A 23,813-nucleotide genomic window follows, 5' to 3' on the forward strand; every position below is an offset into this window, starting at 1 on the left:
TCGTCGTGTCAGAGCACAGCCCGCAGCTCCGGGTCCAGAAGGTTGCTGTGGGCCACGACCAGGTCGTTGCACAGGGCCCAGATCTGGTCGACCGTCAAGGTCGCCGCGGTCGCCGGGTCGGCCATCAGCGCCTGCCGGATCGCTCGCGGGTCCTGGTCCAGAGCCGCCTTTACCACCAGCGTGTTCACGTTCACGTACGCCGCGTTGACGGCCGCGCAGGCGGCCGGCAGCACCCCGATCGCCGTCGGCTGGACTCCCAAGGCGTCCACCAGGCAAGGGACTTCGACGACCGACCCGCTCGGCAGGTTGCTGATCAGTCCGTCGTTCACCACGTTCCCGTAGACGGTCCGCGGCGCCCCGGTCACGATGCTGTGGATGATCTGCGGCGCGTACTCCATCGTCGCCTCGACCGGCACCGGGTCGCCCGCCTTGACCGCGTCCCGCGTCTTCTCGTACGACGCGACGTTCTCCTCCACGATCCGCAGGTACTCGCCGACCGGCAGCCGCAGCCGCTCGATCTCGGAGTCGTGTGGCAAGTACCACGGCACGTACTCCGAGGAGTGCTCGCTGGTCTCGGTCGGGTAGTACCCGAGCCGCCGGTACATGTCGACGCGGACCCGGCGCAGCATCTCCGGGTCGCGCCGGATCACCTCGTCCAGCGCCGGGTACAGCGACTCCCCGCCGTGCTCGAAGCGCAGCACCCACGACTGGTGGTTCACCCCGCCGGCCAGGTACCGGACCTCCTCGAACGGGACGCCGACGAGCTCCGACAGGTCATACATCGTCCAGTGGACCGAGTGGCACAGCCCCACGACATTCCGTACGCCGAGCGCCGACAGGTACCAGACGTTCATCGCCATCGGGTTCGTGTAGTTCAGCAGCCACGCGTCCGGGCAGACCGCGGCGATGTCGGCGGCCAGCCCGCGCAGCACCGGGAAGGTCCGCAGCGCCCGGAACACCCCGCCGACGCCGAGGGTGTCGCCGATCGTCTGGCGTACGCCGTACCGGGCGGGCAGGTCGAAGTCGATCCGGGTCGCGTCGTTCATCCCGACCTGGATGATGTTGACGACGAAGTCGCAGCCCTCCAGCGCGGCCCGGCGGTCCAGGTGCGCGCTGATCGTCGGCCGCGCGCCGAGCTCGGTCGCGATCACCGCGGCCGCCGACGCCGCGGTCCGGAGGCGCTCGGGATCGATGTCGTGCAACGCGATGTGCAGCTCACCGAGGTCGTCGAAGCCGAACAGGTCGGCCAGCAGCCCCTGGGTGAACACGACGCTTCCCGCGCCGATGAAAGCGATCCGCGTCATCCCGCACTCTCCACGGCCAGGTCCCAGTCGGCCTGCGCCGCCGTACCGCCTGCTGCTCGGGTCGACAGCGAGCCGCACGCGGCAGCGATCGCCAGCGCACGCGCCCGGCCGGTACGACGCAGTACGGCGGCCACGAAGCCCGCGTCGAAGCTGTCCCCGGCGCCGACGGTGTCCACCGGCTCGACCGCGAGCGCCGGCGCGCTGAGCATCGAGGTTCCGTTGTGCGCGAGCGCACCGTCCGCGCCGTTCTTCACCACGACCAGCGGCCCGCGACGCGCCAGGATCCCGGCGGCCTCGGCCAGCACAGGATGCCCGGTCAGGGCGTGCGCCTCCGCCGCGTTGGGCAGCAGGTAGTCGGTGACCCGCAGCACCGGATCGAGGACCACCCGCTCCCACCGGTCGGCCGGGTCGTCGTTGGTGTCCAGGGACGTGGACGCCTTCGCGCTCCGCGCCTCCTTGAACAGCTCGGCCAGTCCGGCCGCCAAGTCCGGCATCAGGTAGAACGACGCCGCGTGCACGTGCCGTACGGACCGCAGCAGCGTTCGCGGTACGTCGTTCGAGCTGGTCGAGGCCAGACAGCCAGACGCCGTGAGGATCGCGCGGTCCGAGCCCGAGGTGAGCACGGTGGTCAGAGGAGTGGGCAGCCCGGGATCGACCACGAGAGCGGACGTGTCGACGCCACGTTCCTCGAGCGCGGACCGGACGAAGGTCCCGGCCGGGTCGTCGCCGATCCGGCCGGCGAAGGCCACCTTCAGCCCGAGCCGGGCGGCGCCGCAGGCCATGATCGCCGCCGAACCGCCCAGGCACAGGGATCCGGTCGGCACGAGCCGTTCCCGCTGGCCGAAGACCAGCGGCTGGTTCACGGGCCCGATGACGACGTCGGGGTTCGCGTCGCCCAGTACGAGAAGATCAAACATGGTCAGCCCTTAAGTCCTGAGGAAGCCAGCGAGCGGATGAACGCCTTCTGGGCCAGGAGAAAGCCGAGCAGCACCGGCAGGACGGTGATGACGTTTCCGGCCATCACGGCGGCCCACTGGGTGTGGTGCTGGCCCTGGAAGGTGGTCAGGCCGAGCTGGAGCGTGTAGTTGGTGTCGTGGTTGATCGCGATCAGTGGCCAGGTCAGGTCGTTCCAGGTGCTCAGGAACGTCAGGACGGCGACCGTGCTGAGTGCGGGCCGGGCCAGCGGCAGCACGATCGAGACCAGGATCCGGAGCCTGCCGCAGCCGTCGATCCAGGCCGCCTCCTCCAGCTCCCGCGGCAGCGAGACGAAGAACTGCCGGAACAGGAAGACCGAGAACGGCGTCACCAGCGACGGCACGATCAGCGCGCCGAGGGTGTCGATCAGGCCGAGGTGCTTCATCACCAGGAAGGTCGGGATCATCGTCAGCTGGAACGGGATCACCATCGTGGCCAGCATCAGCCCGAGCAGCGGCTTCGACCCGGCGAACCGCATCCGGGCGAAGGCGTAGCCGCCGAGCGACCCGAGCACCAGGTTCGCCGTCACCGCGACCGTTGACACCAGCAACGAGTTGAGGAACCAGCGCGGGAACAGCGCGTTGCCGAGCACGAACCGGTAGCCGTCCAGGTCGATCCGGCTCGGCCAGAGCGCGGGCGGGAACCGGTTGATCTCGGAGTTGCTCATCACCGAGCTGACCAGCAGCCACAGCAACGGCAGCGCGAACAGCAGAGCCAATGGCGCGAGGACGAAATGCCAAGGACTGAAGGGCAGGCGCTTCATCGCTTCACCCGCCGTTGGTAGACCTGCAGCATGACCCCGATCACCAGCAGGGCAACGGCCAGCGCGTACGCCGCGGCCGCGCTGTAGCCGGCGGTGAAGCTCTTGAACGCCTTCTCCCAGATGAAGTACACGATCACCGTGGTCGACCCGAGCGGCCCGCCCTTGGTGGTGACGAACACCAGGTCGAAGACCTGCAACGCGTTGATCGCCTGGAACAGCACGAGGAAGATCGTGACCGGCGTCAGCGACGGCAGGACGACGTGCCGCAGTACGCCGGTCCGTCCGGCGCCGTCGATCCGTGCCGCCTCGACCAGCTCGGGCTCGACGCTCTGCAGCCCGGCCAGGTAGACGATGACGCAGAAGCCCGTCCCGCTCCACAACGAGATCGCGACCAGCAGGTAGAGCGCCTGCGACGGATCGCTGAAGAAGCCCTGCGCAGGCAGGCCGAACTGGTGCAGCAACGAGTTGGCCGCGCCGAACTCGGGGTCGAGCACGAACGAGAACAGCACGCCCTGCGCGGCCGCCGAGACGACGAACGGGACGAAGACGAGCGTCCGGTAGAGCCCGATCAGCCGGATCTTGCGGTCCAGCAGCAGGGCGATCGCGAGCCCGCCGACGACGCTCAACGGCACGTAGAGCGCGGTGTAGACGACAGTTTGCCCGACGGCCTCGCGGAACAACGGATCGGCCGCGAGCGTGCGGTAGTTGGCGAACCCGACCCAGCGGCTCGGTGAGACCAGGTCACTGGCCTGGAACGACAGCAGCAACGACCAGAGCACCGGGACGACGCTGAGCCCGAGGATGATGACGACCGACGGACTGACGAACGCCCACGCCGTCCGGCCCTCGCCGCGGTTGCGGCGTTTGGCCGCGGCGGCCCGGGCTCGTGGATCGACGGTGAACGTGCCGACCACGCTGGCCATCAGCTCGGTACCGCCAGTACGGCGTTCGACTGCTCGACGCACTCCTTCAGCGCGTCGGCGGGGGACTTCTTGCCCAGCAGCACCGAGACGATCGCGGTGCCGAGGTGCTCGGAGATCTGCGGGTACGCCGTGATGGTCGGCCGGACACGCGCCGTCTCCAGCGCGTCGACGAAGACCTGCAGGCCGTTCGTCTCGGAGGCGTGCTTCTTCCACTCCGGCAGCGCGGCGGTCGTCGTACTGAGTGGGAGGCTGCCGCCCTCCACGTCCCAGCGCACGTCCTGCTGGGCGTCGAGCATCCAGCGGACGAACTCGGTCGCCGCCTTCAGCCGTGCCGAGCCGTTGTCGAAGACGGTCCAGGTGTCCGGCCCCGAGATCGTCACCGCTTTGCCGGAGTACGACGGCAGCGGCACGACGCCGTAGTCCAGCTTGCGGTCCAGGATGTCCGGCAGCTGCCAGGGGCCGGTGGCCACCATTCCCATCCGGCCGCCGAGGAAGACCTGGTAGAGCTGCTCCCCGCCGGGCTTCGGGTCGACGTACAGGGACTTGTCGGTGCGCAGCTTGTCGAGGGTGGCCAGCGCCTGCTCGCCGACCTGCTCGAAGCCGGCCTTCTTGCCGTCCTCGGTGACGACGTCGCCGCCGAGGTCCCAGATCATCGGCCAGAGCCGCCAGACGGTGTCCTCGTCGCCGACGCCCGGCCAGCCGGTGCCGAAGACGCCTTGGCCCGGGTCGGTCAGCTTCGCCGCGGTCGCGACGAACTCGTCCCAGGTCCAGCCGGGTTTCGGCGCCGGAAGGCCGGCGGCGGCGAAGAGTTTCTTGTTGTAGACGACGCAGAGCGAGTCGAGCAGGGCGGGCGCGGCGCGCACCTTGTCCTTCACGGTGATCGCGGCCTTGGCGGCCGGCCACACGGCGTCGAGCTCGAGCTGCCCGGTGAGGTCGGCGACCTGCGGGCTGCGGGTGATGCTGGCCAGGTCCGAGCCGAAGATGTACGCGACGTCCGGGTAGGACCCGGCCGCCAGCCCCGCGGTGACCTTCTGCAGCATGCTGTCGGCCGTCACGCCGCCACCACCGCCGACCACGGTGATGCCCGGATGGGTCCGGTTGAACTCGGCCACCAGCGCGTCGAGTGCCTTCTTACCGGTTTCGGTCTGGCCGTGCCAGAGGTCGACGGTGACCTGGCCGCCGGCGGAATCCGGAGCGGACTTGCCACAGCCGCCCAGGGTGCCCGCGGCCGCCAGGACGGCGGCCGCGCGCAGGACGTCACGACGCGATGGTGCAACCATGATGGTCTCCTGACGGGGTTTCAGCAGGTCCGGCGGACGTACTCGCCGGAGCCGGGCGCGGTCACGAACTCGTCGCGGAGCACGATGCTCAACCGGTCCGCGAACCCGGCGCAGGCGGTCGCCAGACCGCCGTCGGTGTACTCGACGACGAGGACGTGGTCGTCGAAGGCGTCCGCGAAGTCGGCGCACTCGTCCCACTCACCGCACTCCTCGGCGACGGCGAAGTCGAGTCCGACCTCCTCGCGGTCGCCGGCCAGCTCGGCGGTGTTCTTCTGGGCGATCGCCAGGTTGCGGCTGTGCGCGTGGTCGGCGAGCAGCTTGAGGTAGGTCTTCGCGTGCTCGGTGGACAGCAGGTTCTTCGACCGGTCGAAGGAGTCGTAGTTGTCGGGCTCGACGGCCTGGAAGCCGTCGTCGGCGCAGCCGTCGATCCAGCCGTTGACCTTGGCGGCGACCCGGCGGCGCTGGTCGTCGGTCCGCAGGTCGAGCAGCGGCTCGCCCCAGTCCTCGTCGATCACCAGGTTGCCGGCCGCGTCACGGAGCAGCAGGTCGTCGTCCCACTCGTCGCGTTCACCGGGCTGGACCTGGAAGGCGTTGACGTAGCAGACGTTGTAGAGACCGGCGGCCGGGGAAGCCGTGCGATCACGGCTGACCACCTCGACGCCGTTCGGTGGGGTGTAGGGGTCGCCGATCTGGTAGTCGAAACCGGCGCCGGGGGGCGGCAGGGCCACGGTGGGCGCGGCATCCGCAGGGGTGCGGTTGAGGACGGTGACGACGGCGAGGAGCACCAGCAGGGCGGTGCAGAACGCCGTCAGCTTGAGCGCGGTCGACTGTCGCCGCAAGGGGCGGTACACGGACACGATTTCTCCATCGGGTCCCGCGGACGCTTTCCCCGCCTCGGGCTCGAGCCCTGGCGCCTGACAACCGGACTCCCAAAGTGCTACCGGCTGGGTGCGTCACTGTCGCACCGGCAACCGGTGCTTGGTGAGCCAGTAGAGCAACGCGGGTCGGCAGCGTCAAGCACCAACTGCAAAAAGATGCGCGTAAGCGGGTCTTCGGTGCGTTCCCGAACATGTGATGCGAGCCCTTGACGGCGCGGGTTTTGACCGGTTTAGTGACTCTTTAAACCGGTTTAAACACTCAATCGAGGAGCGCCGCGTGGTCAAGGACCGACCGACGATCGCCGACGTGGCGGCCCGGGCCGGAGTCTCCAAGGGCTCGGTCTCGTTCGCGCTGAACGGGCGACCCGGCCTGGCCCAGGCCACCGTCGACCGGATTCTCGCGGCCGCCGACGAGCTCGGCTGGCGGCCCAGCAACCGGGCCCGGTCGCTGTCGGTCTCGAAGGCGTTCGCCCTCGGCCTGGTGATCACCCGGGACCCCGCCGTCCTGTCGTCCGACCCGTTCTTCCCGGCGTTCATCGCGGGCGTCGAGAGCGTGCTCTCGCGCGGCGGGCAGGCGCTCGTCCTGCAGGTCGTGACCGCGGGCGACGACGAGGCGGCCGGGTACCGGCGGCTCGCGCAGGACGGCCGGGTCGACGGGGTCTTCCTGTCCGACCTTCGCCACGAGGACCCGCGGATCGAACTGTGCCGCGAGCTCGGCCTGCCCGCGGTGACGCTGAACCGGCCGGAGGGCTCGTCGCCGTTCCCCGCAGTCTGCCTCGACGACCGTCCGGGCACGGTCGAGGTCGTCGAGCACCTGCTCGCGCTCGGCCACCGCCGGATCGCGCACGTCGCCGGTCCGCCCACGTTCGTCCATGCCACCGCCCGGGCGGACTCGTTCGTCGCGACCCTGGCCGACGCGGGGCTGGAGCCGGCCGGTCTCGAGGTCAGCGACTTCACCGCGGCCGGCGGGATCGAGGCGACCCGGCGGCTGCTCGCACTGCCGGAGCGTCCGACCGCGATCGTCTACGCCAACGACCGGATGGCGATCGCCGGGCTCGGCGCCGCGCAGCAGGCCGGGCTGACCGTGCCCGACGACCTGAGCGTCGCGGGCTTCGACGACAGCGAGCTGGCCGAGTTCGTCCACCCCGGCCTGACCACCGTGCGCGCCGATCCCTACGCCTTCGGCGAGGCCGCCGCGAACACCCTCAACCAACTCATCGACGGGACCGGTGACGTGGCCGACGTGGAGCTCCCACCGGCCCGTCTCGTCGTACGCCGTTCGACCGCACGTCTGGAGGAGTCATGAAACGACGCAAGGTGACCGCGGCGCTGCTGGCGCTGGGGCTGACCGGAGTCGCCGCAGCCTGCGGCGGCAGTGACGGCGGAGGTGATGCCGACGCGGCCGCCCAGGCCAAGGGCGAGATCACCGTCTGGTTGTCGAACAACGCCGAGGAAGTGGCCTGGGGCAAGCAGATGGTGGCGGCCTGGAACGCCGCGCATCCGGAGGAGAAGGTCACGGCGCAGGAGATCCCGACCGGGAAGAGCTCCGAGGAAGTGATCGGGGCCGCGATCACGGCGGGCAACGCGCCGTGCCTGATCTTCAACACCTCGCCGGCCTCGGTGTCGCAGTTCCAGAAGCAGGGTGGCCTGGTGGCGCTCGACGGCTTCGACGGCGGCAAGGAGTACGTCGAGAGCCGCACCGGCAAGGTCGCCGAGCAGTACAGGTCCACGGACGGCAAGTACTACCAGCTGCCCTGGAAGGACAACCCGGTGATGATCTTCTACAACAAGAAGGCCTTCGCCAAGGCGGGCATCGACACCACGAAGCCGCCGCTGGCGACGTACGACGAGTTCCTGGCCACGTCGCGCAAGCTGGTCGCCGCCAAGGCCGCGAAGTTCGCGATCTACCCGGCGCCGAGCAACGAGTTCTACCAGTCCTGGTTCGACTTCTACCCGTTGTTCGCGGCCGAGTCCGGCGGCAAGCAACTGGTGGCCGACGGCAAGGCGCAGTTCGCCTCGGACGAGGGCAAGAAGGTCGCGGGGTTCTGGCGGACCATGTACGCCGACAAGCTGGCCTCGCAGGAGAAGTACACCGGCGACTCGTTCGTCGACGGCACCGCCGCGATGGCGATCGTCGGCCCGTGGGCGGTCGCGACGTACAAGGGCAAGGTCGAGTGGGGCGCCGTCCCGGTGCCGACGTCGGCCGGCAAGCCCGCGAACGAGACGTACACGTTCAGCGACGCGAAGAACGTCGCGATGTACTCCGCCTGCAAGAACCGCGGGACGGCGTGGGAGGTGCTGAAGTTCGCCACCAGCAAGGAGCAGGACGGCAAGTTGCTGGAGGCCACCGGCCAGATGCCGCTGCGCGACGCGGTCGCCACGGCGTACCCGGAGTACTTCCAGAAGAACCCGGACTACCAGCAGTTCGCCGACCAGGCGGCCCGCACGGTCGAGGTCCCGAACGTGCCGAACTCGATCACGATCTGGCAGACCTTCCGTGACGCGTACTCCAAGTCCGTGATCTTCGGCCAGGAAGACCCGGGCGCGGCCCTCGACGGCGCCGTCCAGAAGGTCGATCAGCTCGCCAAGCAGTCATGAGCAAGCGTACCGGGGTGCTGGGCAAGGTCCTCGGCAAACAGCCGATCGGGTCGTTGTTCGTCACCCCGTACGTGGTCTTCCTGGCGGCGGTCTTCGCCTACCCGCTCGGGTTCGCCGTGTACATGTCGTTCCACGACTACTTCTTCACCGCGCCCGGCGCGATCGTGGAGCGGCCGTTCGTCGGGTTCGAGAACTACGCGACCATGCTGTCGGACCCGGCGGTCCGGCGCTCGTTCGTCAACGTCGGCATCTTCCTGCTGATCAACGTGCCGCTGACCGTGGTGCTGTCGCTGCTGCTGGCGTACGCGCTCAACGGGGCTGTGCGGTGGCGCGGGTTCTTCCGGGTCAGTTACTACGTCCCCTATGTGACGGCGAGCGTCGCGGTGGTCGGCGTCTGGCTGTTCCTGTTCAACTCCAACGGCCTGGTGAACTCCGTGCTCGGGCCGCTCGCGCCTGATCCGTCCTGGCTGGTCAACTCGAACCTGGCGATGCCGACGGTCGCGATCTACGTGACCTGGAAACAGCTCGGGTTCTTCATCCTGCTCTACCTGGCCGCGCTGCAGAACGTGTCGAAGGACCTGTACGAGGCGGCGTCGATGGACGGCGCCGGGCGGATCAAGTCGTTCTGGAACGTGACCGTGCCGGGGGTCCGGCCGGCCACGACGCTCGTCGTCCTGCTGGCGACCGTGACCGGGGCGAACCTGTTCACCGAGCCGTACCTGCTGACCGGTGGCGGCGGTCCAGACGGCGCGTCGGCGTCGCCGGTCCTGATCATGTACCAGCGCGGAATCGAGCAGGGCAACCCCGACATCGGGGCCGCGATCGGGGTGCTGCTCGTGGTCGGCGTACTGATTCTGGCGCTGGTCGAACGACGCTTCGTCGGGAGGGAGAACTAGGTGAAGAGCCCGTGGAAGTTTCTGGGCCTGCTGGTCGGGGCGTTCGTCTTCCTGTTCCCCTTCTACTACATGCTCGTCGGCAGCCTGCAGGCCGAGCCGGATCCGTCGGTCGGCGGCGCGTTCCCCTCGCCGGGGAACCTGACCGGGCACAACTACGCCGAGATCAACGCGGCGATCAACCTCGGGCGGTCCCTGCTGAACTCGGGGATCTTCACCGGTGGGGTCATTCTGGGCACGCTCGTGTTCGGCGTACTGGCGGGCTACGCGCTGGCGCGGCTGCAGTTCCGCGGCCGGGGCGCGGTGTTCAACCTGGTGCTGCTGGTCCAGGTGGTCCCGTTCCAGCTGCTCACGATCCCGCTGTACGTGATGATCGTGCGCAGCTACGGGCTGGCCGACTCCTACCTCGGCATGATCCTGCCGTTCGCGATCAACTCGACCGCGGTGTTCGTCTTCCGGCAGTACTTCCTGCAGCTGCCGCAGGAGCTGTTCGACGCGGCCCGGATCGACGGCGCCGGTGAGCTCGCCATCCTGTGGCGGGTCGCGATCCCGTTGGTCAAGCCGGCGCTGCTGACCGGCGTACTGCTGACCTTCATCGGTCCGTGGAACGAGTTCCTCTGGCCGTTCCTGATCACCAAGCAGCAGGACCTGCAGCCACTCGCGGTCTCGCTGTCCAACTACCTGACCACTGTGTCGGCGCGGGCCGCGAACCCGTTCGGCGCCGTCCTGGCCGGGGCCTGTGTCCTGGCCGCGCCGGCCGTCGCGCTGTTCGTGATCTTCCAGCGCCGATTCATCTCCTCCAGCCTCGAGTCCGGGGTCAAGGGCTGATTTCGAAAGGGTTTTGCTGTGACTGTTCCCTACACACTGACGCGGGTCGGTGTCGTGATGACGCCCGAGCCGGGCAACGAGCTGGAGTCCGAGGGTGTACTGAACCCGGCCTCCGGGCACACGCCTGACGGCACGTTGTACCTGCTGCCGCGATTGGTTGCTCCGGGCAATGTTTCCCGGGTCGGGCTGGCCCGCGTCGCGTTGACTGACGGTGTTCCTGTCGGGGTCTCCCGCGAAGGTGTCGTCCTGGCGCCCGACGAGGGCTGGGAGCGCGGCCTGAACAACGCCGGCGTCGAGGACCCGCGGGTGACGTGGATCCCGTCGCTGGGCAAGCACGTGATGACGTACGTCGCGTACGGGCCGCTCGGGCCGAAGCCGGCGCTCGCGGTGTCGGACGACCTGCGGACCTGGACGCGGCTCGGGCCGCTGCACTTCGAGTACGAGGCCGCGCTGGACACGGATCTGAACCTGTTCCCGAACAAGGACACGGTGTTCTTCCCCGAGCCCGTGCCGGGGCCGGACGGCGAACCGTCGTACGCGATGCTGCACCGGCCGATGTGGGACCTGGGCTGGTTCCGCGACGGCGAGGGCGTGCACCTGCCCGCCGGCGTGACCGACGACCGGCCGGGGATCTGGGTGTCGTTCGTGCCCGTCTCCGAGGTCGAGCGAGGGCTGGAGAACCTGGTGCACCTGCGGCATCACCGGTTGGTCGCCATGTCCGAGCATCCCTTCGAGGCCTTGAAGATCGGCGCCGGCCCCGCGCCGCTGCGGGTGCCCGAGGGCTGGCTCGTGATCCACCACGGGGTGACGGGGGAGCAGCCGAAGGGCTTCGATCCCACGACGCAGAAGGTCAGCTACGCGGCGGGTGCGCTGCTGCTGTCGTTCGAGGACGTGACGAAGGTTCTGGACCGGACCGTGGAGCCGATCCTGGTCCCGGAGACCGAGGAAGAGCGGATCGGGACGGTCGGCAACGTCGTCTTCCCGACCGCGATCGAGGAGGTGGACGGCGTGCACTACGTCTTCTACGGCATGGCCGACGCCGCGATCGGCGTCGCTCGTTTGGACCGGCTCTCATGACGGGCTCACGGCGTACGGAGACCGGGCATGGGGTCTCTCGGCGTGCGGTTCTCGGCGGATCGCTCGCACTGGCCGCTGGGTTGCCCACGGCAACGGCTGCTGGTGGGACCGTCACCTCCTCACCTTCCAAGTACCAGCGCGCCAACCTCAGTCACCTCGACTACTTGGGTGACGAGGTGACGCCTCCTGCAACCCCGAACCACTCGACCTACGGCTCCGGCCCGCTCGGCGTCCTCTGGACGTACGCCGACCGCCGCGCCGACGGCACCTACGCCCGGATCGGCGGCGGCCCGTACGACGCCGCCACCGACACCTACGCCCAAGGCGCCTTCAACGCCGACGACCTCGCCCGCGCGGCCGTCGTCTACCTGCGCCACTACCGCGCCCACCGCGACGCCCACAGCCGCTCGGCGGCGTACGGGTTGTTGCGCGGGCTGACCTATCTGCAGACCACCAGCGGCGCCAACGCCGGCAACGTGGTGCTCTGGATGCAGCCGGACGGCACCCTCAACCCGAGCGCCGAGCCGGTCGAACTGCCGGACCCGTCGGACAGCGGGCCGTCGTACTGGCTGGCCCGGACGGTCTGGGCGCTGGGAGAGGGCTACGAGACCTTTGAGCGAGTCGACCCCGCGTTCGCGCGCTTCCTCCGCACCCGCATGGAGTTGGCCCTCGACGCCCTCGACCGCCAGGTGCTGGTCAAGTACGGCACCTGGAACATCGTCGACGGCCGCCGGGTCCCCGCCTGGCTCATCGTCGCGGGCGCCGATGCCACCGCGGAGGCTGTGCTGGGGCTGAGCGCGTACGTCCGAGCAGGAGCGGGCGCAGCCCGAGCCCGCCGCTCTCTCGCCCGCTTCGCCGAGGCCATTGCCGCCATGGACGCCGGTGGCATCCGCGAGTGGCCCTTCCGCGCACTGCTCCCGTGGGGCGAGTCGATCTCCAACTGGCACGCCTGGGGCGCCCAGATGCCGTCCGCACTCGCCGAAGCCTCCACCACCCTGCACAACCCGCGCCTACTCACCCCGGCCATCGGCGACACCGCCGGCTTCACCCCACTGCTGCTGACGGCAGGCGGCCCGGACAACGGCTGGCTGCCGGCGCCCATCGACCGCACGCAGATCGCGTACGGCGTCGACGCCCGCCTGCAAGGCCTGCTCGGCGTAGCCTCAGCCGGCAACCGCCCCGGCCTGCGCCAGGTCGCCGCGTTCGTCGCCGCCTGGTACTTCGGCGCCAACCACGCGGGTGAACCGGCGTACGACGTTGCCACCGGCCGCACGTACGACGGCATCTCCGGCGACGGCGTCATCAACCGCAACTCCGGCGCCGAGTCCACCATCCACGGACTGCTCTCGATGCTCGCGCTGGACGCGAATCCCGCTGTCGCCCGCCAGGCCCAAGCACTGGCGACCGCTGGGATGTCGACTGCTGCCTCTGGCTCCGCTCCCGGCTCGGCTTCGGGTGGACGAGTCCTCTCAGGCCTGCAGGTGGTCGAGGCCGAGTCCGCCCAACTCACCTCCGGAGCCACGGTCGTCACCCCACCATCGGCCTGGACCGGCGAATCCCAATGGAGCAACGGCTCCTACGTCGCCCTCCCCGCCGGCTCCCGAGCCGTCTGGACCCTTCCACCGTCCACCGAAGGGCGCCTCGTGCTCCCGGTCGTCGACCTCGTCCCCGACCGCTCAGCCGGTACGAGCGCATGGTCCACCGGCGGCGTGATCCGCCACGGCTCCGGCGGCCCCCAGGGAGTCTCGGCCGCCCCCGGCGCTCTGCTCCCCGTGGGCGTCGGGCTGCTCCCCGCAGCCGCCACGACCCTCACCGCCTCGTCAACCGGCCCCAACGTCCGCGTCGACGCCCTCCTCCTGCTCCCACTGATCAGCAAACTCCAACTCGGCACCAACGAACTCCTGGTCAGCGTCGACCGCCACCCCCGCACGGTCCAGGTCACCCGCCGCGGAACCGCCTACTCGTACACGTCCTCCGGCCAGCTCCACTCCCGCCGACCAGCGAACGGCCGAGCAGAAGTCCTCCCCGGCGGCTTCACCGTCGTACTGAACTGAGCGCCTCCAAACACCAGTCAGCAACGAACTCCAGCGCCAAACCCCTCTGCTGGAAGAGCTGCCGACTGTCGGCCTGCTGGTGGTACGCGCGATGAGCCGCGTCCCCCGCCTGCCCCAGCAGCGCCGGCAGCAACCAGGCGTACTTCACCCCCGACGCCATCACCGCCAGCCGCACCTGATCGGCCGCACCGCTCCATCCACCTTCGCGCAGCCCGTCGAGGTACTCATCGATGCAGGTCTCGGCCAACTCCTGGATCCGCTCCGCCGGCCAGAACAGATCGAACACGGCATCCGGGATGTGATTGCCGAGATCCTCACCCAGCGCGCCGTCCCCCGTGAACGCCCAGTCCAGCAAGGCGATCTCCCCACCCGGCCGGCGAATCAAGTTGCTCACCCAGAGATCCAAATGACACCGCCGCCGCGGCAGCCCTTCGACCAGCGTCAGAAGACTGTTGCGCTCGGCAACAAGCTGGCCCCACTTCTCCCGCAGCCCCTCCGGCCAGTGCTCCGCCACCAACGGCCGACCCCACGCGTCATCGTCGTCCAGCAGCCCCCACGGAACCACCCGGCTGGTCGAGTAGTCCCGCAAGAACCCCACCGACGTCCACCCAACCGCCTCACTCGGCCGAGCCTGCCACCGCCCACACGCCCGCGCGACCGCCCCATGATCCCCCAACGAGAACCCGGTCCCCGGCGTACCGACGACGTCCTCCAGCCACAACACCGCCCCACCGTCGTACTCATCGATCTCAGCCTCCGGCAGCCAGAGCCCAGCCTCCCGCAACCGCTCCCGCAGCCCGCCGTCCCGGTAAACCTCAACTTCCCGCCGCCAGTAATTCCAGTGCCGAGGCTCCACCGACCCCACCCAAGAGGCCGCCCGCTCATCGCCCCGGTCAGGTCCTTCGCCTCCCGCCCCCGGCTCGCGAAGCTCCTTGCGGATGACCGTCCTGCCACCCACATCCGTCACCCGCTCAACCGAAGCGGTAACCGCGTTCAACGGATTGTGCCGCAGCGACGTACGGAACGCTGGTTGCTCACTCACCCCACTCATCCAACCAGCAAGACAAGTAGCCCAGAACGCGAATACGGGACCCAACACCAACCGACCGCTCTGACGCCCCTCGAAAGCTGTGCCCCCCTCCCAGCCCTGCCATCTACTCCTACCGCCCCGGCCCTCACGCACCTGCACGCCCGACCACCATCCAGCGCCCCCGCATTCCACCCACCCTCCCGATGACCGCGCGGTGCACCCGGACCCCGTGGGCCCGGCGCCCGCCCCGACCCATCCCTGCGCCCGCCCCCGACCCGCCCTGGCGCCAGAGCCGCCGCGCACCAACCCCACGCCATCTGCAGTGGCACCCAAGTCCCCAACTCCCCGCAGGCAGCACCACCGCTACCGCAACAATCACCTCCACCTCCTCCTTTCGCCTCGACCACCGTGATCACCACCACCGCGATTGCCTAACACCACCACAGCGATTGCCTACCACCACCACCGCGACGCCTACCACCACCGCGACGCCCGCCGGGCACCGCGAACACGACCGCCAGCACCTAGCCTCCGGTGCGCGGCTGGTTCACGCCCGGGCCGCGTACGCCGGACGGGCCATGGGCCCGCATCGGTCGGGCTGTGTAGACCGAGTTGCATCAGCTGAGCTGCGCCCCCAAGTCGGCTACGCCAGTTCGGGCTACGTGCCACGGACTGAGTCTGCCGAGCTGCTGGGCTCGAGCCGCCGATGCTCGGCCGACTCGCACTCGGCCCGGGCCACCGGGCCACCAGGGCTTGCGGGTTGTGCAACCGAGCCTGCATCAGCGAGCGGCGCCTCCGAGCATCGTCGTCGGCGCCGTGTCAGCTCCGGTTGCATGGCATGAGGCGGGTCAGCCGATCTGCTTGAGGTTGACCCGGCGGTCTGTCTACTCGCCGGGCCAGTGCCCGGCCAGTAGACAGATCAGCATCTCGGGTTTGGCTGTTGGGTCTTAGCTGGTCCGCTCAACCGCGGACGCAGGGCTGGCTCGCCCTGGTCCCGACGGCTGGGCCGCAGGCCGAGCCGTCGCCCGAGCCCGCAGCCTCAGCCGAGTTCCAGGGCGGTGCAGACCCAGCGGCCTCGGCGGATCTCCAGGCGTAGGGCCATTGCTCGGGAGCGGCCGCTGGTGCGGAGGTGGGCGGCTACCTCGGCTACGCCGTCCTCGGGGCGGCAGACGTGGACCGAGCGGACTGAGCTGCGCTCCTTCGTCGCCCGCTTTCCGGCGGTGGTTGTCAGTCCGAGCAGGCGCACCCGGCGGTGCACGTCGACGTACACGGCAGTGTCCGTCCAGCGGGTCAGCTGGCTGACCGGCCGGTCCCCGCCGATGGTCTCGGCGATCGCCTGGGCCAGCAGGGTCGCCCACATGCGGACATCCGGCAGCGCAGGGCTGACCGGTACCAGCCGCAGCGTCGGCCGGGCAGGAGCGGCCAGCTCCTCGTCGGCCTCGTACTGCAGCGCCAAAGCGCCCTGGGTCGGCACAACCTCCTGCGGCTTCCGGAGCGCGGTTGCGCCGGTCGGATAGGTCTGCGGCGCGTTGCGCTCTGCCAGGACGCCGCCCCTCGTGGGTGCATCGTCGACGCTGACCGTCGGCGCCTGGTCCTGGGAGGTGGAGGTCTGGGGGACGGCGGTGAGGTTTCGTCGGGTAGTCATGTCACTTCTCCTGAGGGGTCTGCGGCACGGGACGGTCGAGGGAGGCCGGCGACTGGAGTACCTGGCCGGGGAGGAGCAGATCGGGGTCTGGACCGATCACTGCGCGGTTCGCGGCGTACCAGTGCGGCCAGCGGGCGGCGATCGCGGATTCCGAAGCGCCGGCGCCGAGTTCGGCGGCGGCGATGGACCAGAGCGACTCACCGCGCAGTACGACGTGCCGACCGCTTTCGAGATCCGTGTACCGAACCGGCGCTCCGTCGGTGGGCCGGTCCGGCACCCGAATGCCGGGCTCACCAGCCCGAGGCCCAACCGGCTCACCGGTCCGAGCGGTTCCACCGAGCCGAGTTGTTCCCGGCTCACCGGTCCGAGCGGTTCCGCCGGGCCGAGTTGTTCCCGGCTCGCCAGCCCGAGCGGTTCCGCCCGGCTGGGTCGTTCCCGACTCACCAGCCCTGGCCGGGCCGCCGGGCTGAGTCGCCGTCGGATCGCCGGCGCGCGCCGGTCCACCCGGGTTGGTCGTCGGCGGGTGCTCGCTCCGGCCGAGCCCGTCGGTCCGCTGACCAGCAACCGGGTCCCCGGACAGGTCTGAAGCTGCGTCTCCGCGCCGAGTCGAACCGGGCAGCGTCGTACCGGCTTCACCAGCCAACTGGTCGCCGGCCTGAGCCTCGGCCTGCTCGCCGACCCGACCCGTCCCCGCTCCGGACCGTGTGCCGGCCGACTCACCCGGCCGGGACGTCGCCGACTCACCCGGCCGGGAAGCCGCCTGCTCGCCCGGCCCGGCCGATGCCTGCTCACCGGGCAGGGACGACGCCTGGTCACCCGGTCGCGCGACACCTTCACCGCCTGGCCGATCGCCCGTACGAGTAGTCGACGAATCGCTCGGACCGGGAGTCGCCGGACCGTCGGGCCGCGTCGTACCGGCCTTCGCGCTCGGCTTGCCGATCTCAAGCTTCGAGCTCGGCTCGTACTGCGGACGGCCCGCGCTCTGAACCGGCGGGTCGGTCAGGCGGATCGTCGAGGGCTTCTCCGTGAGCCGCCACTCGTTCGGTGAGATCGGCTGGTCGAGGCGGACAGTCGACGAAGGCTCAGTCGCGCGCCAGGCGGCACCGGAGGTCGTCGTGTGCTGCGGCGGGTTGGCCGGCGACGCGTGTGCGACGCCGATGGTCAGCGGAGTGACGGCCGCAACTCCGAGCGCCGAGCGGAGCAGCGTCCGCGAGGTCTGCGAGGTGATCCGTCCGGCCAGGGCGGCCCCAGCGCGACCCAGTACGCCGGGCGCCTGCTCGAGCACCGTCGCGAGGACGGCGAGCAGCAACCACGCGTACGCCGTCCAGGCGACCGCGGCGACCGCGACGAACGCCATCGAGATCAGGTCCCGCGTCGAGGCCTCAGCCATGGCTCCGGCGGTCACCCAGCGCAGGGCGAAGCCGGCGCCCGTGAGCGCACCCAGCGCGATCAGCGCCTTGAGTCCCCGGATCATCGCGTTCATCTACTTTCGCCCTCGATCTATGCGTTTGCGTTAGTTTGCCTTGGCTTGACCAATATAGACCGCTCTCAGCAGGGTTTGGCAAGTCGAAAGCGTGCCCGGTAGCGACGGAGAGTGGTCATCGAGCACGGAGAGTGCTGGTGAGCGCTCGAGCGGGTAGGTTCGAGCGCATGCGTCTGGATGCTCTGTTCGAGGACCTGGAGTCGCAGTTCGCGGCGCTCCAGGACGGTGACCTGTACGGCGAGGTCGCCGAGCGGATCCGGGCCGAGGTCGGCAAGATCACGCTGCTCGACCGGCTGCGCGGAGCGGTCGGCACGATCGTGCGGGTCGAGCTGACGCACGCCGAGCCGGTTCAGGGCGAACTGGTCCGCGTTGGCAAGGACTGCGTGCTCCTGGAGGCCGAACGCTTCGAGGAATGGCTGATCCCTGTCGAGGCCCTGACGTCGGTCCACGGCCTCGGCCCCTGGGCGGAACCGGCCGAAGGCGCCGTCGCCGCCAAGCTCGGCCTAGCCCACCTGCTCCGCGGGATCGCCCGCGACCGTTCCCCGGTGACGCTGTTCTGCGCGGGTCCTCACGCGCACCCGATCACCGGCACGATCGACCGCGTCGGCGCCGATTTCATCGAGGTCGCCGAGCATCCGCTGGACGCGCCTCGCCGTCGTACCGAGGTCTACAACACCCGCCTGGTCCCCACCCAGGCCCTCTCGGCCCTCCGCCGCCGCTGACGCGCGGCGGGCGTGCCGGCCACCAGGACGGCGACGACGAGGTGCCGCTGACGCTGAAGCTCTCCGACGGCAGCAGCCACGACCTGACCATCCCGGTGAAGAACCTCACCGAGACCGCGCCCACGACCGCGGCATCGTCGGCCCGGCCCTGATCCCCGGGCTACTGGTGGACGTCCTCGGACTGCTCGGCTTCCTCGCCGAACGGGTGGCTGGTGATGAACTGGCGGGTCTCGGTGTAGAGCCGCTCGATGTACTTCTCCAGCTCGGTGGCCTCGACGCGCCACTGGCCCCGGCCGCCGATCTTCACGGCGGGGATGTCGCCGCGGCGGACCAGGGCGTAGACCTGGTTGGCCGAGATGTTCAGGACCTCGGCGACGTCGGAGAGCTGGAGGAAGCGCGGTGCCGGCATACGTCCTGACGCCCTTTCGCTGATCGACGTGGGGGTGGGAACTGCAACTTCCTGCAGTTCCCGTTTCATTAGTTTGCCACGGTTGGCCCCTGGACGATTGAGTTTGTCCCCAGGCAACTCGGGCGTCGCGACGCTGTGGACAACCGAAAGCACGCAGGGCGACGGAGTTGGCAGAATGGGCGGTTCCGGAGCGCGACCGACAGGTGACAGGAAAGAGTCAGACGTGGTGCAGAGTCCAGTTCGCAGCGGGTTCGCGGTGCCTTCGGCCCCGCCGCAGCGCAACCGCCGAGCCCGGTGGAAGGACGGTCGGCTCGTCCTCGGCGTGCTGCTGGTCGCGATCACCGCGCTGGCCGGCGCCAAGCTGCTGTCGTCCGCCGACGACACCACGACGATCTGGGCCGCCGACCGCGACCTGCCGGCCGGCACGAAGCTGACCTCGGGGGACCTGACCACTGTTCGGGTCCGCTTCACGAGCAGCGACGCCGCCGGTCAGTACGTCGCGGCCGACGCCAACCTGCAAGGGTTGGTGGTGGTCCGCGCGGTGAAGGCCGGCGAGTTCGTCCCGCGCCAGGCGGCGGTCACCCAGACCGACAACGATCGCACCGAGCTGCCGCTCGCGATCGCCACCGGGCGTCTGCCTACTGACACCGCGGCCGGTGATCAGGTGGACATCTGGGTGGTCCCCAAGGACACGGCTCAACCGGCCCGGAAGCTCTGGGAGACCGTCCGCGTCAGTCAGGTCGACGCGGTCAAGGGGGTCTCCGGCGGGTCGGCGCGACGGCAGGTCCTGATCGGGCTGGACCCGGCTGACCTCCCCAAACTTCCTGCTGCGCTTGCCGCGATGAGTGCCGGCGAGCCAGTCCTGGTACGGCGGGGGCGCTGATGGACGAGCTGAGTATCCGGCGAGCTGGCGCTGGTACGCCGGGGTCGCTGGCGACTGGGGTGAGCGGTCCGTACGCGGCGAGGGCGCTGGTGGGTGCGATGGGCAACGGCAGCCGGCGTACTGGGCCGCGTTTGGTGGGTTCGCCGGCGCTTGGCGATGCGGCTCTTGTTGGGTGGGGGTGTTGATGGCTGTTCCTGTGCTGCTGGCGGTGACCGGTGCGCCCTGGGAGGCGGACGTCGTACGGCGGGCCGAGCAGGCGCCGGGGATCCGGATCGTGCGGCGGTGCGTGGACATTGCTGACGTAATGGCCGCGGCGGCGAGTGGGCAGGCTCGGGCCGTGCTCTTGGCGGAGGACCTGCCGCGGCTGACGTCGGACGCGGTGGCCGCGCTGCACGCGCGGCGGATCGTCGTACTGGCGCTGGTGGATCCGTCCGACAACGGTGAGCCGAGTGGCGCCGAGGATCGGCTGGCGCGGATGGGGATCGAGCGGATCCTGCCGGCCGATGTCAGCGGTGAGGATCTCGGGCGCGCGATCACCGATGCGGTCGACTCGGGGCCGCCGACGACGGTGTCGCATTTCGCGGGCGGGTTTGTGCCGGTGCCGCCGGGGACGACGCCGCCCGAGCGGCACTACGACCCGTCGGGGAAGGGGAGGCTGCTCGCCGTGTGGGGGCCGACCGGTGCGCCGGGTCGGAGCACGGTCGCGGTTGGGCTGGCGAGTGAGTTGTCGGCGCGGCAGATTCCCACGCTGCTGGCCGATGCCGATGTGTACGGCGGGTCGGTGGCGCAGATGCTCGGGATTCTCGACGAGACCTCGGGGCTGGCCGCGGCGGCGCGGTCGGCTGGGAGTGGGGCGCTTGACGTCGAGCTGCTGGCTCGGCATGCGCGCGGGGTTGCGGATTACTTGCTGGTGCTGACGGGGCTGAGCCGCGCCGATCGGTGGACGGAGTTGCGTCCGACGGCGCTGGAATCGGTGTGGTCGACGGCGCGGCAGTTGGCGCCGTGCACGGTGGTCGATGTCAGCTTCTGCATCGAGAGCGACGAGGAGATCTCGTTCGACACGCTCGCACCACGACGGAACGGCGCGACCCTCGCGACCCTGGAGGAAGCCGACGAGGTGATCGTCGTCGGTACGGCGGACCCGGTCGGGCTGACCCGCCTGATCCGCTCCCTGCACGAACTCCGCGCGATGGTGCCGTCGGCAACGACCCGCGTGGTGGTGAACCGGGTGCGCTCGGGTTCGCTCGGGAGTTCGCCGTCGGATGCTGTTGCTGAGGCCCTCAACCAGTACGCCGGGGTGGAGCCGGCGGCGTTGCTTCCGTTCGACCTGGCGGCGTCGGACGCAGCCTTGACCCACGGGCGAAGCCTGCTCGAAACAGCCAAGTCCAGCAAACTCCGCAAGGCCTTCCAGCAGCTGGCGGCGGGGGTGGAGAAGGACCACCTGAGCTAGGTGAGGTACTCGTCGGGGGCGGGAGGTCCTTCGCCGATGACCAGCGGCAGTACCTGGCGATGCGAGGGCAGCACCCGGCCATGCGGTGTTGCCGGGCCGGCGGCCGTCCGCGAGGGCAGGTCCAGGGCGCCGCGGCGGGTGGTGGCCAAGGCACACCGTGGGTGGTCGGGAGCGGCAGGTGCCGGATGCCAGCGCCGCGGCGGGCATCCGCCCAGTCGCCCGCCGCCGGTCGCCCGCGGCCCGCGCCGCCGCCGGCCACGCCGTCCGCCGACGACACCGCCCGTCCCCGCCGACCACCGCCCGCCGCCGGTCGCCCGCGGCCAGCGCCGCCGCCGGCCACGCCGCCCGCCGACGACACCGCCCGGTCCCGCCGCCCGCCGCCGGTCGCTCGCGGCCCGCACCGCCCGCCGCCGGTCGCCCGCGGCCCGCGCCGCCGCCGGCCACGCCGCCGCCGGCCACGCCGCCCGCCGACCACACCGCCCGTCCCCGCCGGCCACCGCCGTCGCCCGCGGCCCGCACCGCCGCCGCCCACGCCGCCCACCGACCACGCCGCCCGTCCCCGCCGCCCGCCGACCACACCGCCCGTCCCCGCCGACCGCCGCCAGTCGCCCGCGGCCCGCGCCGCCGCCGGCCGCGCCGCCGCCGGCCACGCCGCCCGTCCCCGCCGACCGCCGCCGGTCGCCCGCGGCCCGCACCGCCGCCCGTCCCCGCCGACCGCCGACCACACCGCCCGTCCCCGCCGACCGCCGCCGGTAGCCCGCGGCCAGCGCCGCCGCCGGCCACGCCGCCCGCCGACGACACCGCCCGGTCCCGCCGACCGCCGCCGGTCGCCCGCGGCCCGCACCGCCCGCCGATCACACCGCCGCCCGCCTCGCCTCCCGCCGCCCGCCGACGGCCGGGTGCCAGCGCCGCGGCGGGCATGCGCCAGCCGACCGCCGCCAGTCGACCGCGGCCTGCAGCGTCCGCCGACCGCACCGATCCACGGCCCGCACCGATCCACGGCCCGCACCGACCCACGGCCCGCACCGACCGCCGACCACGCCGCCCGCCACCCGGCCCCGCCGCCCAACCGGGTGTCGGGTGCCGCGTGCTCGGGGAGCCTTGGGCGGTGGTGCGGGCTTGCTGGGGCGTGCGTGGGGGTGGCAGTCCCGGCGTCGGCAGATGGGTGGGCGAGGGCGGCGTACCGGGTGGGTTCGGCGGGTGGTTGCTAGGCGAGAGGGCCAGGGGCGGCCTGTGCGCGGGGGCGGGTGTGCTGGGTTCGGACTCGGGGCCAGGGCTGCGGGTGGGCGGGTGTGGATGGCGACGTGCACCACTGATCAACCTGCTGATGTGGGGCGACACGCCGGGTATTCGGCCTGCTGGAGGAGGTTGGACCGTGGTGGGCGTCGGCGGCTCAGCCGGATGGAGCCTGAGTGGCAGGCCAGGCCAGGGCAGGCAAGGGCAGGGCAGGGCAGACCAGGCGAGGGCAGGGCCGGGCCGGGCCGCGGCGGGTGCGGCGGGTGCGGCGGGGAGGGGAGGGCCGCGCGGCAGGGCGCGGCGCGGTGGCGGGGGACGCGTGGTGCGGCTGGGGCTCGGGGTGGGGGCAGGGGGAATCAGGGGCGGATTGAGGTGGTTTCCGGGGGAAAACCCCACCGACACGAGCCGGGGGGTGTGCCAGGGTGAGGGGGTCAGCGAGGGAGTAGCTAGGGGAGTGCGATGTCCGAGGTGCAGGGTCGGTCGAGTGGGGCTATGACTCCTGAGCGGCGGTTCGGGATCGCGATTTCTGTGGCGCTGATTCTCGGGGGTGCGTACTGGGCGCTGACGAACCTGACCGAGGGGGCCAAGGCGACGCAGGACAGTTACCCGGTGCAGGGGACCTCGTTGACGGTGGTGAGCAAGTCGTCGGACGTCGAGGTGGTGGCGGGCGACGTGCGGGAGATCCAGGTCGAGCGGAAGTTCAAGAAGACCGTGTTCGGGAGTGATCCGGACGAGAGGTACCGCGACGGCAAGCTCGAGCTGAAGTCGAACGGGTGCAGCTTCCTGTCGTTCGGGTGCGATACCGACTACGTGATCACGGTGCCGAAGGATCTCGAGGTCTCGGTCGACAACACCAGCGGGACGATCAAGGTGTCGGACGTCGCCGAGGTCGGGAAGCTGAAGACGACCTCGGGGGACATCGAGGTGCACGGCGCGGGTGGGGAGCTCACGCTGGATGCCACCTCGGGGGACATCGAGGGGACGGCGCTGACGGCGACGAAGGTGCACGGGAAGACGACGTCGGGGAAGGTCGAGCTGACGTTCGCCTCGGCGCCCGTCGAGGTTCGGGCGCAGGGGACCTCGGGGGATGTCACGGTGGTGGTTCCGGCGGGGGCGGAGACGTACAAGGTCGACACCGACACGTCGTCGGGGGACGAGCACACCGACCTGAGGACGGATCCGGCGGCGACCCGGACGATCACGGCGAAGACTTCCTCGGGCGACGTCACGGTGGAGTACGCCAACTGATGTGGACGCCGGGGTCGTCGTGTGGCGCCGGGGAGGTTGGCGTGGGCTGGGGTGGTCTGCGGCGCTGAGAAGCAAGCGGCAGAGTCAGGGCGGTCAAGGTCACCACCGAGCGGCCCCAGGTCGCCGAGGCCCTT

Annotated in this window: 21 protein-coding genes; 10 read left to right on the forward strand and 11 right to left on the reverse strand. The window is 70.7% G+C overall.

Annotated elements, in window-relative coordinates:
* Positions 1–8 precede the first annotated feature (8 nt).
* Genes melA through HDA39_RS39115 form a run of 6 tightly spaced genes read right to left on the reverse strand, consistent with a single transcriptional unit; the run spans position 9 to position 6,102 of the window.
* On the reverse strand, positions 9–1,304 hold the full coding sequence (gene melA, locus HDA39_RS39090; RefSeq protein ID WP_184804051.1) for an alpha-glucosidase/alpha-galactosidase: 1,296 nt from the start codon (positions 1,302–1,304) through the stop codon (positions 9–11).
* Positions 1,301–2,221: a carbohydrate kinase family protein gene (locus HDA39_RS39095; protein WP_184804053.1), complete on the reverse strand. Its 921-nt coding sequence runs from the start codon at positions 2,219–2,221 to the stop codon at positions 1,301–1,303. The genes melA and HDA39_RS39095 overlap by 4 nt, the downstream gene beginning before the upstream one ends.
* 2 nt (positions 2,222–2,223) lie before the next feature.
* Positions 2,224–3,042, reverse strand: a complete 819-nt coding sequence (locus HDA39_RS39100; protein ID WP_184804055.1) for a carbohydrate ABC transporter permease — start codon at positions 3,040–3,042, stop codon at positions 2,224–2,226.
* A complete protein-coding gene (locus HDA39_RS39105; RefSeq protein ID WP_337926079.1) occupies positions 3,039–4,007 on the reverse strand; it encodes a carbohydrate ABC transporter permease in 969 nt (322 codons plus the stop codon). Before HDA39_RS39105 ends, HDA39_RS39100 begins: the two co-directional genes overlap by 4 nt.
* Positions 3,965–5,245, reverse strand: coding sequence for an ABC transporter substrate-binding protein (locus HDA39_RS39110; protein WP_184804058.1), 1,281 nt, complete (start codon positions 5,243–5,245; stop codon positions 3,965–3,967). The genes HDA39_RS39105 and HDA39_RS39110 overlap by 43 nt, the downstream gene beginning before the upstream one ends.
* 20 nt (positions 5,246–5,265) lie before the next feature.
* Positions 5,266–6,102: an endo alpha-1,4 polygalactosaminidase gene (locus tag HDA39_RS39115; protein ID WP_337926080.1), complete on the reverse strand. Its 837-nt coding sequence runs from the start codon at positions 6,100–6,102 to the stop codon at positions 5,266–5,268.
* A 298-nt stretch (positions 6,103–6,400) separates the two neighbouring features.
* On the opposite strand from HDA39_RS39115, the gene HDA39_RS39120 reads away from it, so the two are divergent.
* From HDA39_RS39120 to HDA39_RS39145, 6 genes are all read left to right on the forward strand, one after another.
* On the forward strand, positions 6,401–7,429 hold the full coding sequence (locus HDA39_RS39120) for a substrate-binding domain-containing protein (protein WP_184804060.1): 1,029 nt from the start codon (positions 6,401–6,403) through the stop codon (positions 7,427–7,429).
* Positions 7,426–8,721, forward strand: a complete 1,296-nt coding sequence (locus tag HDA39_RS39125; protein ID WP_184804061.1) for an extracellular solute-binding protein — start codon at positions 7,426–7,428, stop codon at positions 8,719–8,721. Before HDA39_RS39120 ends, HDA39_RS39125 begins: the two co-directional genes overlap by 4 nt.
* Positions 8,718–9,617: a carbohydrate ABC transporter permease gene (locus HDA39_RS39130; protein WP_184804062.1), complete on the forward strand. Its 900-nt coding sequence runs from the start codon at positions 8,718–8,720 to the stop codon at positions 9,615–9,617. The genes HDA39_RS39125 and HDA39_RS39130 overlap by 4 nt, the downstream gene beginning before the upstream one ends.
* Positions 9,618–10,442 carry an ABC transporter permease subunit gene (locus HDA39_RS39135; protein ID WP_184804064.1) on the forward strand — a complete coding sequence of 275 codons (825 nt, stop codon included), beginning with the start codon at positions 9,618–9,620 and terminating at the stop codon, positions 10,440–10,442.
* Between the two features lie 18 nt (positions 10,443–10,460).
* A complete protein-coding gene (locus HDA39_RS39140; RefSeq protein WP_337926081.1) occupies positions 10,461–11,519 on the forward strand; it encodes a glycoside hydrolase family 130 protein in 1,059 nt (352 codons plus the stop codon).
* A 176-nt stretch (positions 11,520–11,695) separates the two neighbouring features.
* Complete coding sequence (locus HDA39_RS39145; RefSeq protein WP_337926082.1) at positions 11,696–13,573, forward strand: hypothetical protein; 1,878 nt, start codon at positions 11,696–11,698, stop codon at positions 13,571–13,573.
* On the opposite strand, the gene HDA39_RS39150 is transcribed toward HDA39_RS39145, so the two are convergent.
* The 3 genes from HDA39_RS39150 to HDA39_RS39160 form a co-directional block, all read right to left on the reverse strand.
* Positions 13,554–14,429: an aminoglycoside phosphotransferase/kinase family protein gene (locus tag HDA39_RS39150; protein ID WP_337926083.1), complete on the reverse strand. Its 876-nt coding sequence runs from the start codon at positions 14,427–14,429 to the stop codon at positions 13,554–13,556. The two genes, HDA39_RS39145 and HDA39_RS39150, sit on opposite strands and share 20 nt — an antisense overlap.
* A 1,213-nt stretch (positions 14,430–15,642) precedes the next feature.
* Positions 15,643–16,248 (reverse strand): Rv3235 family protein, encoded by a 606-nt coding sequence (locus HDA39_RS39155; RefSeq protein ID WP_184804070.1) that lies wholly within the window; start codon positions 16,246–16,248, stop codon positions 15,643–15,645.
* A 1-nt stretch (position 16,249) separates the two neighbouring features.
* Entirely contained in the window at positions 16,250–17,731 is a 1,482-nt protein-coding gene (locus tag HDA39_RS39160) for a LysM peptidoglycan-binding domain-containing protein (RefSeq protein WP_184804072.1), read from the reverse strand.
* 167 nt (positions 17,732–17,898) lie between these two features.
* Between HDA39_RS39160 and HDA39_RS39165 the strand changes: the two genes are divergently transcribed.
* Positions 17,899–18,453: a hypothetical protein gene (locus tag HDA39_RS39165; protein ID WP_184804075.1), complete on the forward strand. Its 555-nt coding sequence runs from the start codon at positions 17,899–17,901 to the stop codon at positions 18,451–18,453.
* A gap of 160 nt (positions 18,454–18,613) precedes the next feature.
* On the opposite strand, the gene HDA39_RS39175 is transcribed toward HDA39_RS39165, so the two are convergent.
* Positions 18,614–18,862, reverse strand: a complete 249-nt coding sequence (locus tag HDA39_RS39175) for a helix-turn-helix domain-containing protein (protein WP_184804078.1) — start codon at positions 18,860–18,862, stop codon at positions 18,614–18,616.
* A 223-nt stretch (positions 18,863–19,085) separates the two neighbouring features.
* Here HDA39_RS39175 and HDA39_RS39180 point away from each other — a divergent pair, with 223 nt between their 5' ends.
* A complete protein-coding gene (locus HDA39_RS39180; RefSeq protein WP_184804081.1) occupies positions 19,086–19,745 on the forward strand; it encodes an SAF domain-containing protein in 660 nt (219 codons plus the stop codon).
* 184 nt (positions 19,746–19,929) lie between these two features.
* Entirely contained in the window at positions 19,930–21,195 is a 1,266-nt protein-coding gene (locus HDA39_RS39185) for a CpaE/TadZ family protein (RefSeq protein WP_184804084.1), read from the forward strand.
* Here HDA39_RS39185 and HDA39_RS39190 read toward each other — a convergent pair.
* The gene (locus HDA39_RS39190) at positions 21,192–21,890 is read right to left on the reverse strand and encodes a hypothetical protein (RefSeq protein ID WP_184804087.1); all 699 of its coding nucleotides are present in this window, start codon (positions 21,888–21,890) and stop codon (positions 21,192–21,194) included. The genes HDA39_RS39185 and HDA39_RS39190 overlap by 4 nt on opposite strands.
* A 1,033-nt stretch (positions 21,891–22,923) precedes the next feature.
* Between HDA39_RS39190 and HDA39_RS39195 the strand changes: the two genes are divergently transcribed.
* Entirely contained in the window at positions 22,924–23,679 is a 756-nt protein-coding gene (locus HDA39_RS39195; RefSeq protein WP_238356267.1) for a DUF4097 family beta strand repeat-containing protein, read from the forward strand.
* Positions 23,680–23,813: the final 134 nt, after the last annotated feature.

The organism is Kribbella italica, from assembly GCF_014205135.1.
GTDB classification, from domain to species: domain Bacteria; phylum Actinomycetota; class Actinomycetes; order Propionibacteriales; family Kribbellaceae; genus Kribbella; species Kribbella italica.